General features: G+C 52.9%; 15 protein-coding genes and 2 pseudogenes. 8 read left to right on the top strand and 9 right to left on the bottom strand.

The genetic code is table 11. The features are described 5' to 3' along the window. Positions 1-24: 24 nt before the first annotated feature. The gene (locus tag KW828_RS05705; protein WP_218335496.1) at positions 25-522 is read left to right on the top strand and encodes a 2-oxo-tetronate isomerase; all 498 of its coding nucleotides are present in this window, start codon (positions 25-27) and stop codon (positions 520-522) included. Between the two features lie 155 nt (positions 523-677). Here KW828_RS05705 and KW828_RS05700 read toward each other — a convergent pair whose 3' ends face one another. Continuing rightward, positions 678-854: a general stress protein gene (locus KW828_RS05700; protein WP_072569992.1), complete on the bottom strand. Its 177-nt coding sequence runs from the start codon at positions 852-854 to the stop codon at positions 678-680. Positions 855-1,148: 294 nt separating this feature from the next. Continuing rightward, positions 1,149-4,976, bottom strand: coding sequence for an NAD(P)-binding protein (locus KW828_RS05695; protein ID WP_218335495.1), 3,828 nt, complete (start codon positions 4,974-4,976; stop codon positions 1,149-1,151). Positions 4,977-5,511: 535 nt separating this feature from the next. Here KW828_RS05695 and mmuP point away from each other — a divergent pair. Beyond that, complete coding sequence (mmuP, locus tag KW828_RS05690) at positions 5,512-6,912, top strand: S-methylmethionine permease (RefSeq protein ID WP_218335494.1); 1,401 nt, start codon at positions 5,512-5,514, stop codon at positions 6,910-6,912. Then, the gene (mmuM, locus tag KW828_RS05685) at positions 6,899-7,831 is read left to right on the top strand and encodes a homocysteine S-methyltransferase (protein ID WP_218335493.1); all 933 of its coding nucleotides are present in this window, start codon (positions 6,899-6,901) and stop codon (positions 7,829-7,831) included. The genes mmuP and mmuM overlap by 14 nt, the downstream gene beginning before the upstream one ends. A gap of 24 nt (positions 7,832-7,855) precedes the next feature. Here the strand turns inward: mmuM and KW828_RS05680 are convergent, their stop codons facing one another. Further along, positions 7,856-8,782, bottom strand: a complete 927-nt coding sequence (locus tag KW828_RS05680) for an alpha/beta fold hydrolase (protein WP_218335492.1) — start codon at positions 8,780-8,782, stop codon at positions 7,856-7,858. A 91-nt stretch (positions 8,783-8,873) separates the two neighbouring features. On the opposite strand from KW828_RS05680, the gene KW828_RS05675 reads away from it, so the two are divergent. The 4 genes and pseudogenes from KW828_RS05675 (at position 8,874) to KW828_RS05660 (ending at position 11,695) form a co-directional block, all read left to right on the top strand. After that, complete coding sequence (locus KW828_RS05675; protein WP_218335491.1) at positions 8,874-9,449, top strand: ABATE domain-containing protein; 576 nt, start codon at positions 8,874-8,876, stop codon at positions 9,447-9,449. 11 nt (positions 9,450-9,460) lie between these two features. Further along, positions 9,461-9,940, top strand: a pseudogene (locus KW828_RS05670) (TetR/AcrR family transcriptional regulator); the annotation flags it as partial. Positions 9,941-10,004: 64 nt separating this feature from the next. Next, a complete protein-coding gene (locus tag KW828_RS05665) occupies positions 10,005-10,481 on the top strand; it encodes a nuclear transport factor 2 family protein (protein ID WP_218335490.1) in 477 nt (158 codons plus the stop codon). Between the two features lie 206 nt (positions 10,482-10,687). Beyond that, entirely contained in the window at positions 10,688-11,695 is a 1,008-nt protein-coding gene (locus tag KW828_RS05660) for an alpha/beta hydrolase (protein WP_218335489.1), read from the top strand. Between the two features lie 122 nt (positions 11,696-11,817). Here the strand turns inward: KW828_RS05660 and KW828_RS05655 are convergent, their stop codons facing one another. Beyond that, a complete protein-coding gene (locus tag KW828_RS05655) occupies positions 11,818-12,552 on the bottom strand; it encodes a type 1 glutamine amidotransferase (protein WP_218335645.1) in 735 nt (244 codons plus the stop codon). 115 nt (positions 12,553-12,667) lie between these two features. Between KW828_RS05655 and KW828_RS05650 the strand changes: the two genes are divergently transcribed. After that, on the top strand, positions 12,668-13,435 hold the full coding sequence (locus KW828_RS05650) for a helix-turn-helix transcriptional regulator (RefSeq protein ID WP_218335488.1): 768 nt from the start codon (positions 12,668-12,670) through the stop codon (positions 13,433-13,435). A 152-nt stretch (positions 13,436-13,587) separates the two neighbouring features. Here KW828_RS05650 and catA read toward each other — a convergent pair whose 3' ends face one another. The 5 genes and pseudogenes from catA to KW828_RS21850 all read right to left on the bottom strand — a co-directional run. Next, positions 13,588-14,262 carry a type A chloramphenicol O-acetyltransferase gene (gene catA / locus KW828_RS05645; protein ID WP_218335644.1) on the bottom strand — a complete coding sequence of 225 codons (675 nt, stop codon included), beginning with the start codon at positions 14,260-14,262 and terminating at the stop codon, positions 13,588-13,590. 538 nt (positions 14,263-14,800) lie between these two features. Beyond that, positions 14,801-15,007: a DUF4926 domain-containing protein gene (locus KW828_RS05640; protein WP_218335487.1), complete on the bottom strand. Its 207-nt coding sequence runs from the start codon at positions 15,005-15,007 to the stop codon at positions 14,801-14,803. A 10-nt stretch (positions 15,008-15,017) separates the two neighbouring features. After that, entirely contained in the window at positions 15,018-15,659 is a 642-nt protein-coding gene (locus KW828_RS22105) for a DUF6883 domain-containing protein (RefSeq protein WP_371316086.1), read from the bottom strand. Between the two features lie 210 nt (positions 15,660-15,869). After that, the gene (locus KW828_RS22100) at positions 15,870-16,112 is read right to left on the bottom strand and encodes a hypothetical protein (RefSeq protein ID WP_371316085.1); all 243 of its coding nucleotides are present in this window, start codon (positions 16,110-16,112) and stop codon (positions 15,870-15,872) included. A 119-nt stretch (positions 16,113-16,231) separates the two neighbouring features. Then, positions 16,232-16,437, bottom strand: a pseudogene (locus KW828_RS21850) (IS630 family transposase); the annotation flags it as partial. Positions 16,438-16,498 lie beyond the last annotated feature (61 nt).

Below are 16,498 nucleotides of genomic sequence, written 5' to 3'. Positions count from 1 at the left end.
GCTCGCTCCGTTAAGGAGTTTGTTATGACAATGCCTTCGGCGTCTATTGCGAATGAATTAGGTCGCTTACTGACGGAAAAGAAATTATATCTGACGACTGCCGAATCCTGTACCGGCGGGCAGATCGCCTCTGCATTGTGTGCAGCAAAAGATACCCCTGCTTTTTATGGCAGCGGATTTGTGACCTTCACGGATGAAGCAAAAATCACTACGCTCGGCGTGAAGAAGAAAACGATTGAAACCCATACCGCAGTAAGCGAGCAAACCGTCATTGAAATGACGGCCGGCGCGATAGCGCATTCGGGTGCGGATGTGGCGCTTGCCGTCAGTGGGTATGCCGGGCCTGATGGCGGGGAAGATGGAACGCCTGCCGGAACAATATGGTTTGCCTGGGAATTACCGGGCGCACAAACCTACACCCAGTGTAAAAAATTTGAAGGTGACAGCGAAGCGGTATTATTACAGGCAGCAAATTATGCAATGGCAGGCGCCATAATGCTGCTTGAAGAATTCAAAGCGTAAATTTAAAAACCTTTCTTATTTATTTTTTTACTCTATTCCACAAAATAAAATGGCAACCCCACACGTCAGTGCAGGATTGCCAGTACCGATTCTTTAATTTTTAACGTATTTATTTACGTCAACAAATGAAAGAATACCGGTTATCTCATGGGCAATCAGGAAGAACGCCCGCCGCCATGGCTATTTTTACCGCCTTTTTTACCGGCTTCAGAGGCTCTTTCAGGGTCATTTTTAAAATTGCCGCCGCTTTGCTGGCCGCCTTTTTTCCCTGCTTCCGATGCGCGTTCACGATCTTGAGAGAAGTTACCGGAACCGCCACGTTGCTGAGTCATAATTAATACCTCAATGGGTTTGGTAAAGCTGGGGAAGTATTTCCCCGTCAGGCACTATTTAACTATAGTGGCTGGCAGCCGAGATGCAAATATAAAAGGCTTTATATTATTCGTGCCAGTAGCGCCTGGAATTATCTTAAATCACACCACAACAAATATAACGAAACGCCGCACGTAATAATTAATGATTACGGTATAGGTTGTTCTAAATAATGGTTTATCGTGATATAGCGAAGCGGCTTAATTGATTTCCACCACAGCAGCGGGCTGTCACCAGCCCGCTGCTGAATGCGCTTATAAGCCTGAATGGCGATATTCGGCGTTTTTCACTTTTTCCGCGGCGACTTTGCCGGCAATAAAAGCATGATCGGAATTATAATATTCCCACTCGCTATAACGGCCAGAAAGAATAATGTCACGGGATAACAGCCACTTTCTGACGGTTTCGACATTTTCTTTGCGCTGGTGATCATAAATGACATAGGCGCAGGGAATATCCACCTGGTTTGCGGTCACGATAGTATCGTCTGCATTGAAAATGCCCGCTTCAATACACTCCCGGATGCATCTGTCGATCAGCGCCTGTCCCTGCTCCGGCAGCGGCTTATCCGGCGAATAACTTATTTCGCAGGTCAGACCAAAGCCGTTTTGCGGATTGCAGTGCGGGCTGGCGTTGCCCTGAACAAAAATACGGTGGAATACCGTTCGGCCGGCAAAATAGATCCAGTGTTTATCGGTCAGATTTGCCCGGCCAATCCCCAGATTGACGCAGCGCACCGACACATGCCGCAGCCCGTTCGCGGCATCCCGCACCGGTTGAGGCACTTCATCACCCATGATACGTATCAGCTGCGGCAGCGGCATGGTGCTGATCAGCTGCTCATAGCGATACTGCCTGCCATCCGCCAGCACTGCCAGATGTTGTCGGGCAAAGATACGCTTCACGTCCGCCCCGGTTTCTACCGTGCCTTTAATGAAGGGTAAAAATGCCGTCATCAGCGCCTGGAAGCCCCCTTTCAGCGGATAACCGAAGAAAGCGTTCGGGCCCATCGGCTTGCCCTTTTCCGTCAGCGCACCTTCGATGATCTGCGCCAGATCCGGCAGCGGTACGCGCCCGCCCAGCCAGGAGGTTTCCATATCGGCGAGCGGCACGGTCCACAGTTTTTTGTTGTACGGAATGGCAAAGTGCCTGGCGATACCCGCGCCCCACGTCTTATAGATGAAGCTTTCAAAGTTGTCCTGCGGCGTGCCGACCTCCACGCTGTCGTTACTGCTGAGGTCCGGGATGCTGCCATCCGCACAGCAATCAACGACCTGACCGGCACTGTTGCTTCCACAACTGGCAGCGTCTTTATCACTGTGGATCGGGACGGTTTTCGCCGTCGATGCTACCCCATAACGGGCTTCTACCGCGCCGAGAATACACTCTTTGATGATGCCTGGCGGCAGGCCATACAGCGCGCCCTGGAAAGGGTAACGGGTGTATATCCCATCGGTATATACCCAGGCTTCCCGCGCCTGCCAGTGCAGGTTGCTGCCGAGCAGCATGTCGTATAGCGCCTTCACGTAGCTGTCCTCGGAAAACATAATGTGTCCGGCATAATCGAAGGTGAATCCCTGGTCTTCGATGGAGCGGCACAGTCCGCCGACGCTAGCATTGCGCTCAAGCAGGGTTGCGCCTTCGCCATAATGGAAGGCCGCACTCAACCCTGTCGGCCCTGCCCCGAGGATCAGGCAACGGGTGGACACCGCGGGAGTAGGATGCGGCGGCGTCAGGCGTAATACGGAGGCGTCGTTAAGCTCAACGGCGACATCCGCCGTGGCGCTGAGGTCGCGTTCCGGCGGCGTGCGGTACAGCAGATCATCCATCAGCCGGTGCATATTTTCCGCGGTGTGATCCCATGAGGTCGCCGCCACAATACCCTGCATCACCTGCTGCTGGTTCTGGCGGGTCGCCTCGTTCATTGCCAGTGCGGCCTCACAGGCGCGAACGTACTCCTCTGGCGTGCGGGCAATCGCCACTACGTGACCATAGGGTTTTTCCACGTCGGTGATGGGCGTGCTGACCACCGGCAGTTGCGCGGCCATATACTCCAGCACTTTGGTCGGACTGATAAACTGCGTGGAGGCGTTCAGCGCAAAAGGCATCAGACACACGTCCCAGCCCGCCAGAAAGTGCGGCAGCGCCTGATAAGGCTGCATGCCGAGGTAATGAATATTGTGCCGCTGCGGCAGCGTAGCCGGATCGATTTTTACCACCGGCCCGACCATCACCAGCTGCCAGTCGGGATGCGCATCCGCCAGCGCGCTGATCATCCCGAGATCCATACGTTCATCGATCACGCCGCAAAATCCGAGGCGCGGATGGGGAATAGCGTCCTGTAAAGGGTGATGGTTAGCGCGATCCAGCGCCTGCTCAAAATGCACGGCATCAACGCTGCTGGTAAAACAGTGCACGTTATGATGCCGCCCGGCTTTCGCTGCATACAGGCTCGGCCCGCCGGTGAAAACAATGTCTGCCCGTGCGAGCAGCGCGGATTCACGTTGCAGCAGCTGACGTGGCGCGTGTTCGAACGCGGCCAGCTCATCCATGCAGTCGTAGACCACCAGCGCCGGGGAAAACACTTTCAGCAGCGGCAGCGCCATTGGCGTATAAAACCAGACGATCGGCGTTTCGTCGTCCTCGGTAATTTCCGCCAGCAGCGACTGCATATACTCGATCTGCCCGTCGTGAAAACCGCTCACCGGCGACGGCGTATGCGGTTTCACCACGGTCACGTTCGGCGCAGGCTGGCTCAGGGTCAACGCGGATTCATCAGCGGAAAAGACCGGCTCTTCGATAAAAAATATCGCGTACTGTTCCGCCAGACGGGTCATCAGATGCTGCGGGCGCTGAAAAACAAAATCCCAGCGCAGATGGCTAAAAACGTAGATTCTTTTCATCGGTTTTCTCTCCTGGCAGGCCCTGTGCGCCATGCTGAATAAACATTGAAAATGATCGAGCATCTGCCGGGCGCGGTTGAACGCCCCGGCATAGACCGGATCAAGCTGACGTGCAAAAGGGTCACTCCCTGCGGGGTCGATACTCCATAATCCGCTGCGATGCCAGACGGTAAGATCCTCCCAGTCCGGACGGTCAATGATCGGGTAAAGACAGATCCCCAGTATCTCCACTCCGGCAATTTGTGCCTGCGCCACTTCACGAGCCGTTTCGGTGATCCAGGCGCCCCGCCCGCTGCCCACATGGCTGGTTTCCGCCAGCAGGATCGGACGCTGGTAGCGCAGCCAGAGTTCTGTCAGCAGGCTGTGCAGCCTTTTGCGGCGGCTATCCCCCAGATGCCACCACAGGCGACGGTTGGTTTCGCTTTCCCACTGATTGTTGTGGTAGTAATTCGCGCCTATCAGATCCAGATAACGCGGTGCGCCGCCCAGCTCCGGCTCCAGACGTCCGGCGAGCATGTCCCAGGCCTGAAACTGCGCGCCGTACCAGTCGCTGGCGCGTTGCTGTGCTTCGGCGCTGTCGTCCTCGGGCACCAGATGGATAATCGGATCGCAGTGTAAAATGCGTGCCCGTGGATCGGCCCGCCAGATGGCGTCGCTGGCGGCGATGGCGGCACGAACCCACTGCCGTTTGCTGTGAATACCGGTCGGGTCGATCAGACTGAGGGACGGGGCAAATAGCCCCACTGAAATCCCCCAACTGGTAAAAGAAATTTCATTGACCGGGGAATAAACCGGCGCCTCGTCGTAATACGGACGCAGAAATTCCGCCAGCGCGCCGCACAGTCGAGCGAAGCGCGAAATAAATTCATCGGAAAAGAACGCTATATTTTCCGGCCAGCCGTAATGACAAATCGTCCAGCAAATCTGAACGTCATTCTTTTTTGCTGATGCCATTTTTTCGGCGACGGAAGAAAAGTCGTAACCCTGTTCGTTTTCCACTAACCGCCAGCCAACGCTTTCCCTGACGGTTTTTATTTGAAATGGCGCGAGCGCCTGATAATCCTGCGGATGTTTTTTATCATGGGCCGTGGCATTATTCATTGAAAGCGCATCATTATTTCGGGTGATATGATCGGCACCCTCATACCCCGCCTGCCAGAACGATTTGAACACCTGCATAACCATGCCTCCGCAATGATACTTTTCATGCCAGCACGGGAGGTGAATGAAAAATAAAATTGACAAATAATTTGGAAACCGCTCGGTTTAACCAGCAGTAAGTAGAGTTTTATTAAGAGATTGCGGTGCAATTTAAGAATAGAGGTTTATTAGCAAACGCACGGAAAGATAAATCATTAATCCTGATTATAAGATTAATCCTGGCGGCGTTGCGATTCGCTTTCACCGATTTATGCATAAATAAATGCGGTAAGATCGGGCTAATAAAATATCTCAAAAAATAATAAAGACCTATCATTGCTATTTTATTTGCGAGGTTTATCAATTCATAACCGCGTAAAAATAAACAAGGGCTGTTGTTTATTGGTTTTTTAACTATTCACCGCTTCCACGAAAAATTTCACTATCTTGCAGCCAACCGTTCATCAGGAGCCCATGCTCCTGCTGTCTGCGCGTGATGCTGGTCTTTTGTTAACATTCACGTTATAAATAACGGCATGTAGACATATAGACATCCATACGTTTAGAAGGTGATATGCAAACAGAACCACAGAGCGGAGAGCTAAGGCGCACCATGAAGACGCGGCATTTGATCATGCTGTCGCTGGGCGGTGTGATTGGTACCGGGTTATTTTTTAATACGGGATACATCATTTCGACCACCGGCGCGGCAGGCACGCTGCTGGCCTACCTGATTGGGGCGCTGGTCGTCTGGCTGGTGATGCAGTGCCTGGGTGAGCTTTCCGTGGCGATGCCCGTCACCGGCGCTTTTCATGTCTATGCCGCGCGCTATCTTGGCCCGGCTACCGGCTATACCGTGGCCTGGCTGTACTGGCTCACCTGGACCGTCGCGCTGGGATCGAGCTTTACCGCCGCCGGATTCTGTATGCAGTACTGGTTCCCGCATGTGCCGGTGTGGATATGGAGCGCCCTGTTTTGCGCCCTGATCTTTTCCCTTAACGCCATTTCCACGCGCTTTTTCGCCGAAGGGGAATTCTGGTTTTCGCTGATTAAAGTCGCCACCATTCTGGTCTTTATTATCTTAGGCTGTGGAGTGATTTTCGGGTTTATCAGCCTGAAAGACGGATCGCCTGCGCCGGGGCTGACCAACCTCACCAGCGAGGGCTGGTTCCCGCACGGCGGTCTGCCCATTCTGATGACCATGGTGGCGGTCAATTTTGCTTTCTCCGGCACGGAGCTTATCGGGATCGCGGCGGGTGAAACGGAAAACCCGCATCAGGCTATTCCGGTAGCGATCCGCGCCACTATCGCGCGCCTGATTTTGTTTTTTATCGGCACCGTTTTTGTGCTCGCGGCGCTGATCCCGATGGACGTGGCAGGCGTTGAGAAAAGCCCGTTTGTGCTGGTGTTTGAAAAGATAGGCATTCCTTATGCGGCAGATATTTTTAACTTTGTCATTCTGACCGCTATTCTTTCTGCCGCCAATTCCGGGCTTTATGCTTCGGGTCGTATGCTGTGGTCGCTGTCCAACGAAAAAACCTTGCCGCGCTGTTTTGCCCGCGTGAATAAAAACGGCGTGCCGCTGGTGGCGCTGTCTGTCTCCATGCTCGGCGGCCTGCTGGCGCTGTTATCCAGCGTCATTGCGCCTGATACGGTGTTCGTTGCGCTCAGCGCCATTTCTGGCTTCGCGGTGGTGGCCGTGTGGCTTAGCATCTGCGCGTCTCATTTTGTCTTTCGTCGCCGCCACATTCAGGCGGGTAAGCCGCTCGCCGCATTGCAATACCGTGCGCCCTGGTATCCGCTGGTGCCGGTGCTCGGCTTCCTGCTGTGCCTGCTCGCCTGTATCGGTCTGGCGTTCGATCCCGATCAGCGCATTGCGCTCTGGTGCGGGGTGCCTTTTGTGGCCCTTTGCTACGCCAGCTATTTTCTGACCCATAAAACCCCATCGAAGGAGGCTGACTATGCCGCAGATTAATCCCCTTACCGCGCTGCTTGAACGCCAGCCTTTTGTCGTGCTTGATGGCGCGCTGGCTACTGAACTTGAAGCGCGCGGCTGCAACCTTGCCGATAGCCTCTGGTCTGCCAAAGTCTTGATGGAAAATCCTCACCTTATTCAGGACGTTCATCTGGACTACTTCCGTGCGGGGGCGCAGATCGCCATTACCGCCAGTTATCAGGCTACCCCGGCGGGCTTTGCCGCGCGCGGACTGACGGAGGCGCAATCGAGAGCGCTGATTGAGAAAAGTGTGGCGCTGGCGATAGCGGCGCGGGACATCAGTCTTGCGGAAAACCCAAATGCAGGCCCGCTGCTGGTGGCGGGTTCCGTCGGTCCTTACGGCGCTTATCTGGCGGATGGTTCTGAGTATCGCGGCGATTACACGCGCAGCGCCGCTGAATTTAAGGCCTTTCATCGCCCGCGCATTGAAGCCTTGCTGAAGGCAGGCGCCGATCTGCTGGCCTGTGAAACCTTACCCTCGTTTGCCGAGACAGCGGCGCTGGTGGAGCTGCTGGCGGATTATCCCGAGGCGCGGGCGTGGTTCTCCTTTACCTTACGTGATGAGCAGCATTTAAGCGATGGCACGCCGCTTGCGCAGGTGGTGGAAACGCTGTCAGCCAGTGCGCAGGTGGTGGCGCTGGGTATCAACTGTATTGCGCTTAACCGCACCACCGCCGCGCTGAAACAGCTGCAAAGCCTGAGTGCGCTGCCGCTGGTGGTCTATCCTAATTCCGGTGAAACCTATGATGCCGTGACTAAAGCGTGGCATTCGCATAGCGATACCTGTGACACCTTAGCGGGGTATTTGCCACAGTGGATAGAGGCGGGGGCGAAACTGATCGGCGGCTGCTGCCGGACCACGCCACGGGATATTGCCGCACTGCGCGAACGCCGTTAATAGCCGGGCGCGCAGGTGGCGATGTCAGTCTGACTTGCGGACATGCCGGTCCAGAAAATCACGAACGTCCATACCTATTTCTTTAGCATGGGTTTCAAGCGCGAAGTGGCCGGTGTCATAAAAATGGATCTCCGCTTTCGGCAGATCGCGCTTCCAGGCTTCAGCCCCCGCCGCCAGGAAAAACGGATCGTGTTTTCCCCATACGGCCAGCAATGGTGGCTGGTATTCACGGAAATAACGCTGGAAGGCGGGATACTTTTCCACATTCGAAGCGTAATCCAGCAACAGGTCCAGCTGTATCTCTGCATTGCCCGGCCGCGAAATCTGTAGCCCCTCCAGCGTATAACCATCAGGAGAAACCAGGGACCGGTCGGCAACGCCTTCCAGATACTGCCATTTGATGGAGGCCGGCGTAGGAAATTCCTGCAATGCACTGCGGTTTTCCGGCGTAGGGTCGCGCCAGTATCGCTGAATGGGCGCCCAGGCGTCTCCCAGTCCCTCTTCGTAGGCATTGCCGTTCTGGGAAATTATCGCGGTTACCCGCTCCGGGTGTGCTGCCGCCAGTCGCCACCCGACAGGCGCGCCGTAGTCGTGAACCATCAGCGCATAGCTATCCAGACCCAGCGCCTCGGTGAAGCGGCCAATGGTTTCCGCAAGCTGGTCAAAGGTGTAGGCATACGCTCCCTTCTCCGGCGCCTCGGTAAAACCAAAAGCGGGCAGGTCCGGCGCGATCAGATGATAGCGATCGGCCAGCTGCGCTATCAGGTCACGAAACATAAATGATGAGCCCGCGAAACCATGAAGCATCAGCAGCACGGGTGATGCGGCATCACCGGCCTCACGGTAGAAAACGTTAACCTCGCCGGCCTGTTTATAGCGGTAATGTACCTGCTTCGTTGACGGAGCGGAGGCAGTATCTGCCGCAGGCAATCCAGAAGTGAGAGAAACCATAATAACCTCATGTAACCTTTAAAGTGTTAAATTGAAGGTTACAGGTAAATCTGGTAACCTGTCAAAATGATTTTATGAGTTACGGATAGTTATGGAATTTAAACATCTTTCTTCTCCGCCTCTTTTTCTGGCCGATAACCTCGCGCTGGATTTTATTAACACCGAGTACGGGACGGGTGATGAACGGCATGATTGTTTTGAAAACGATCTCTGTGTCCTGGAGTGGCTGGAAACCGCAGGCCTGGTGCCGAACGGCACTGAGGCACCTGCCGGATTACTGGCAGAAGCACGCCTGCTCCGTGACGCCGCCAGAACAGTGGTGCATGCCGCTATGGCGTCCGTTGCCGCTGACCTGACCGTGGTTAACAGCGTGCTCGGGAAAGGACATCCTGAGACGAGACTGCAATGGGATGAAGGGGCACAGCGATACCGCGTCGATGTCCGGGCAAACGCGCGCAGCCCCGCCAGCCTTCTGTGGCCTGTTGCAGACGCCCTGGTGAAACTGGTCACGGACGACAAATTTGCATATGTGCGTCAGTGCGAAGCCCATAACTGTATTTTGCTTTTTCACGATTTGAGTAAATCGCATCGCCGCCGGTGGTGCAGTATGGCGACCTGCGGAAATCGTATGAAAGTGGCGGCCTTCCGCAACAGGAAGAATTCGTAACGACGCAAAGCCTAACTCTGCTGGTGAAGACGTCAGGTGTGGCCCGGAAAAGTATTTATCGCCATTTCACCAACAAGGACGAGGTGGCTGCCGCGGCGCTGAATGCGCGTGATGTGCGCTGGATGGCGTGGTTCAGGACCGAATGTGACAAAGCGGCTACGCCGGAGGATCGCATCCTGAATATGTTCACCGTGCTTAAAGGCTGGTTCGAGTCCGAGGGGTATCACGGATGCGCGTATATCAATACGGCAGGCGAAGTGGGAGATCCGGCCGATCCGGTTCGTCAGATAGCCAAACTGCACAAACAGAAACTGCTGGACTACGTGCTTGAACTTACCGGCCAGCTAAATACGGCGCAGCCGTTACCGCTGGCCCGGCAACTGCTGATACTGATTGAAGGCGCCATCACGATGTCGCGTGTTATGGGCGATTACAGCGCCGCCGACGATGCAAGAGATGTCGCTCAGCTATTACTGAAACAGCTCCCGTAGCAGGGGGCTGGGTTCCAAAGATGAAACACTAACTGAAGTATCCAATTATCCTGGAGGCACCACCATGTCCGATTCACAGATTCGTCCGCCACTGCCGCCGTTCACCCGCGAGTCAGCCCTTGAAAAAGTCAGACTTGCGGAAGATGGCTGGAACACCCGCGATGCCGATAAAGTGTCCCTCGCGTATTCTCTCGACACCAAATGGCGCAACCGCGCAGAGTTTGCAAACAATCGTGACGAGGCCCGGGGTTTCCTTGAGCGCAAATGGAAAAAAGAGCTGGAGTACCGTCTTATCAAGGAGCTGTGGGCCTTTGACGGTGACCGTATTGCTGTCCGGTACGCTTATGAGTGGCGCGATGACTCCGGTAACTGGTTCCGTTCTTACGGCAACGAAAACTGGGAATTTGGTGAAGACGGACTGATGCATCACCGCTACGCCTGTATCAATGACATGCCTATCAAAGAAAGTGAGCGCAAGTTCCACTGGCCTCTGGGACGTCGTCCGGATGATCATCCTGGTTTATCGGAACTGGGCCTGTAATTTCTGTTTTCCCTCATTGGGCGCCAGTCTGCTGTCACGGCCGGACGCTTATCCCGTTGGTGAGATGTTGAGTTATGCCGGTTGCAACGGCATGGATTTCCCATTGAACAGGCGGAGCTTTTCTCAGGGTGGCAACATGCCTGAGTTTTTTTCCTCAATTAAGTAGCGCACGATTTAATCGCAAGCATATTCACAAGGATGACATAATGACTATCAAAACTGCTTTACTGTCCGCTGCTATCGCAGCCGTTTCGGCCAACTGCCTTGCTGATACATCCATACCAGAACGTCATGTCCGGCAATTCCTGGAGGCGCTGAACAACAGCGGAGGAACGCCCATCGAACAATTGCCCCCACAGGCAGCACGTCAGGTCTTGATCGATGCGCAGAAAGGAGCAACGCTGCCCGCCGCTGATGTCAGTGAGAAAACAATCACTATCGACGGGAAAAGTATAACGCTGAACATCGTCAGGCCGCACAACGTGCAGGGAACCCTGCCCGTGTTCATGTTCTTCCACGGTGGCGGCTGGGTCCTGGGCGATTTCGCCACGCATGAGCGGCTCGTTCGCGACCTGGTCAGCGGATCCGGCGCTGCGGCCGTTTTTGTTAACTACACTCCCTCCCCGGAAGCACATTTTCCTGTCGCGATTAACCAGGCTTATGCTGCGACCCGTTGGGTTGCTGAACACGGCAATGAAATCGGCGTTGACGGTAAACGTTTAGCGCTGGTTGGTAACAGCGTGGGAGGAAACATGGTTGCAGCCGTGGCGCTTCAGGCCAAACAGCATAAGTCCCCTGCCATTCGCTTCGATGTCATGCTGTGGCCCGTCACTGATGCCAGCTTTGATACCGCTTCATATCAGCAGTATCAGAACGGCTATTTCCTGACACGGAACATGATGAAGTGGTTCTGGGATGCCTATACAACAAAAGAGAGCGATCGCAGCAATATTCTCGCCTCTCCGCTACGCGCAACGAGTGAGCAGTTGCGAGGGTTGCCGCCTACGCTGATCCAGACTGCCGAATTTGACGTACTTCGTGATGAGGGTGAGGCATTTGGCCGTAAGCTCGATGCCGCGGGCGTTAACGTGACCGTGACCCGCTATAACGGTCTGATCCATGATTATGGTTTGCTTAATGCGCTGAGTGATGTTCCTGCCGTGCGAACCGCTCTGGGTCAGGCTGCGGGAGAACTGAAAGAACATCTGAAATAACGGATGAGTGACCGGCCGGTTTCATCGGCTGGTCACCACCGTTGGCACGACAGAATAACCGTCCCACTGAGTCTTCGGTTCCGCCTGATCGGGCGTTATGAGATTACGGTTTCCCGTTGCGGTTAATAAAGCGATGCCCGTGACTGGACGTAGCGTTTTTCGAGCTTATCGAGGAAGGTGAATAAGTGCCTGTTCATTTCACTGTAGTCGTTGGCGCGTAATTCTTCGGGTGACTGGACGAAGCGATAGTCTGCAGCCCGGCGTAAATCGCTGTCGGCGTGTGCGATCAGTAAATCGACGACCTCCGGGGTAAGTTCCAGATGACACTGAAAACCGAAGATCAGCTCTGAATAGGCCACAATCTGGCGTGGACAGCCTGCGCTGTAGGCAAGGATTTCCGCCTCAGGCGTGAGCCCTGGCATGTCGTTATGCCAGTGTCCAACATCAAGCTTATGGCCGAAATGAGAAAACAACGTGTGCTTCTCGCCGCTCTGGGTCATAAATAGGGGGAACTTGCCGATCTCTTTTTCCGGACTGTGCTCGAAAGGCGCCCCCAGCGCTTCGCCAATCAGCTGCGCGCCCAGACAGACCCCCACGATGGCTTTCCCCGCACGAGCTGCGCAGGCGATCAGGAACTGCTCGGCACTGGCATCAAAATAGGGACATTCATCCATTGTGACAGAAGGATCCTGAGGTCCACCCATCACGATTAACAGATCGATACCCCGCACATCTTCGGGCAGTTTTTGACCCGCATAAACGCGGGAAAAAGTGACCTCATGACCGCGCAGCACGGCCCAGGTTTCGAAAGCCGCGGGCGCTTCGAAACTTTCATGCACAATAAAATGAACTCGCACTGGCATAGACTCCTGAAATGCTTGTTAAATGTTTGATTCATCGCCCGTTGCCCCGGCAGCATTCTGACCGGGTAACGTCAGCCGGTTCATAGTAAACCTGAGGTTTTAATCTGAGATGCCAGTCAGCTTTGATAAAGCGCCAAGACACGATGACGTAACGGGCTGGTCAGCAACGGCCATCACCTACCAGCGTGGAGAGTGCGATCCGCCGCATTACCATCTTGAAGGGCAATTATTATTTGCGACCAGAGGCGTAATGCTTGTTGAAGCCGCAGAAAGGCGATGGGTTATTCCCCCTCAACGCGCGCTCTGGATCCCGCCGCTGATGGAGCACTCATATCGACTTTTATCGCATACGGAACTGCGCGCTGTTTATGTCAGCCGCAGCCTTATTTCGGCGTGTCGGGATTTCACACGTCACGCCCAGGTTCATGTGATAACCGCGACTTCACTTGTGAAAGAATTAATTGCCGGGTTGTTCTCGAAAGAATATGACGGGCCAATAAAAAGAAAAATGGCCGTTTTACTGCTGGATATTCTCTCAGAGTCCCCTTCCGCGGCCGCCGAACTTCCGTTGCCACAGGATGAGAGATTATTCCGTGCAACCAGAGAACTCATGCTCAGCCATCGCTGGGAAGCCTCCTTAACCGACATGGCTTACGTTGCTAACATGTCTGAACGATCCTTTTCACGCCTGTTTTTACGTGACACAGGGTTCAGCTTCAGAACATGGAAACAGCGCGCCAGAATATACCGGTCGCTGGATCTTCTCGCCGAAAACATCCCCATCAAGCAGATTGCCTATCAGCTCGGCTTTTCCTGTCCTGCTGCGTTTTCCACTGCATTCCGTTCAGTAATGGGTATGTCACCCGGTGATTTTTAAGCGACTGCCGTTGGCAGGCTGAGGCAGAGCGGCGCGCGTCAGCATCGCTCACTCAGGGTTATGCGGCGGAAAATTTCCCGGTACGTCGTCAGTCGCCGGACCGACTATTCAGGCACTCAGAAAGGTTTGCTAAAGGATATTGATCAGTAATTTCACGAATCAGGTTCACAATATCGCAACAAGTCATCACACATGGTTTGTAACTCATTGATCAGTCTTGCCACATGGAAACCATCGCAAACAGCATGATGCACCTGGACGGCGAAAGGTAATAGCACTCTCTCACCTTGTTGGTAGTATTTTCCTGTTGTGAACATTGGCGCAAAAAAGTTCTGAAAGTTAGCTATGTTGATATTAAAGCCGGTAAAACTAACCCACGGATTCGCCGATACGAAAAATACATTTTCCAGAGACTCTTCTTTAGGGAGATAGGAAATACTATTTTGATAACGCGCGACGTCTTCTGAATAATTTTTCAGGAAGTTATGAAAGTTACCATCATAATGGCTCCATAATGACGAAAACGTCTCGGTTTTATCATTAAAGATTGTATAGCACGGATGAGTATCATCCCATATGATAAGGTCATTATCCTTCATGGACATACGAAACTCCGCATGTCTGTTGACTATTTTAGCAAGAAGGAAGGTGATAACAGGATACAGTTTCCAGCCCACCGCCTTAATATCTTTTAACAAGGTGGTAATATCTAACTGTACAGTTTGACTAAATGTACACTGCGCAAATGTCTGAAATGCGTCAAAATGCTCTTTCCTTGCCCAACGAGATAAGTCGACAACGGTATAAGTTGGGTTTATTTTCTTCATTTTCAATATTCACTCTTTAGCAATTTTCGTGGAAGACTAAAGTTATTTTATGCGTTAATCAAGTGCATAGGTCACGAACCAGAAAATTGCCTGAAACCATTATTAACGGTAATCGCATCTTCATAAAAAATAGTTCTGCATGAAAAAATTCGATTTGAAATAATTAAGGGGGAGTTGTATAGCTTTTTTTTGTGGAGATAAATGCCTAAATAGACCCCAATATACATTACTGTCGATAAACGCTAATTTGATGCGCAAGATATAACCAGCCTCCGTAGGTTCTGAGGTATGTTATGCCCCGTCAGTCTCAGATCTACCAAAAGGCGTCGTGAATGCGGCTGCTGAAGCCAGGCGTAAAGGCTGGGTGATATTGAGACATGCTGCAATGCTGGAAACAGAATGACCACGATCAACAACCTGTTTGACAGCTTCACCTTTAATCTTTTCGGGATACGCTACCACTCATGGGTGCCTCTCTTTAAGCCATTTTAAATGACTCCCAGGTGTCTGTTAAACCCGTTGCGATTCAATCCCGTAATTATTCTGGCGAGACATAATCCGTTATCTGCTCAGGTAAAAGATCAGGCATCGCGGTAGTTCGCCCTTGATCATCAACAAATTCAACCATGTAAGCCAGATATGGTTGTTCATGTATGTGTACTATGGTACCTACCATTCCTTTGGTTAACCCTTCATCCGGCAAATCTTCCGCTAACACAACTACTTCAAGCTCTTTTCTTCTCATAGCCTTTATCTCACTTAACAAAAATCGTCGTCATGCGTGGAACGACGGCATCAGGTTCGTATATCCAACCGCTGCGCAAAATCACCGTCTCACCGTTAGCGCCTAATAATGGCATGTCTACGGCCATTCGTTGCCCGTGCTGGGTTGCGTCCAAAACGTTAGCAGGGGCGGTTAATATGCCCTCCTGGACTCTATTCCCTAACACGTCTGAATTTGTCGTGTTATAACCTAGCGCCGATTGGAATACTCTGGCTTTATGCCCACCTTTTGGGTGGGTAACATCTAAAGAGTAAGTCGATAGTTTTCTGTAATCTACAACGGCGTGTTCGGCATTCAGTAATGCCCCTGACTCTGAGGTAAACCCCTTTACAGCAGGAGATTCAAACGTTGGGATTTTGCTTAATGACGATAATTCTTCTAGTTCTCCAGTAACGTTAATTCTTCCCATTGTCAGCCCGGCTGCTACTGATGCGGCGGTAATCAGCAATCCCTTGTTATCCATAACCTGATCATAACCCGCCGACGCATCGCCGCCGAGCTGCTCGGCTGTCTGCCGGAACCCCTCAATATTGCCGTTGTAAATACCCCCTGCCGCCAGCAGGTTGCCCGCCGCTTTGCTGTTGATGGCTTTTGCTGCCTGAGCGTGCTGCACTGGTTCACCAGACGGGCGGAATTTCTCTGTGGCCGCGGGTTTCTTGCCGTTCTGGTTATTGATAGCGAACTGGTAAGCCCGCTGAAAATCACTGACCACCCAGCAAAAAGGATCAACACCGTCAAAAACCAGTTCGCCAGCAGCGTTAATGTGGAAAGGATTTACGGTGTCGGCCCAGTGTTCATCGGTATCCAGCCCGATGATCCAGCCTTACATCAGGTTGACTTCAAGCGCCTCATAAACCGGATCGTACCCTGAAAGGACATAGGGTTTGTCCTTCGGGAGTGGCAGCAAATTAGGGGCTTCGTTGACCGGAGGCGTCACGTAATTCCGGTAATCCAGATCATAAGTGAAAGCGGCTTTTTCCAGTACAGCATCGGGGGTCAGTATGTGCTGGAATTCATCGGGAGACAGCTCCCGTTCGAGTTCCCACAGCGTGTAGAGTCTGAGCATCAAACATCCTGTATTCCATATTATTTATAGGGATCCTCGCGCGTATTGGTATGCACATCAAACACACAGGCAATAAATACCTAATGTTCCTGCGGTGGTTACACCCATAACGAAGATCAGCGACGGGAACGTCCGACGGAGAGTAATTTCAGGCCTTCAGCACCCGGCAACGTAAACCCGTTAATCCCGCCCCTCACCGATGGGCGGGCACAGCAGAGCGTTAAGCGACATCGCTGACGCATTCGCCCCGGTATAACATCAGGATGACAATCAGCCTGCGGGCATGATTTTTGTCACGCATGTGATGGATTGCTTTTTGTACCAAGTATCGTTCGTCGCGAGGCTTGCGTAGCGGAAAAAAGAGTTAACCCGGTTGCACCCTGTAA

The sequence above is a fragment of the Enterobacter sp. ENT03 genome (genome assembly GCF_019218745.1).
Taxonomy (GTDB): domain Bacteria; phylum Pseudomonadota; class Gammaproteobacteria; order Enterobacterales; family Enterobacteriaceae; genus Enterobacter_D.
The sequence above is the reverse complement of the archived record's forward strand: the minus strand, read 5'-3'. Positions and strand labels throughout refer to the sequence as shown.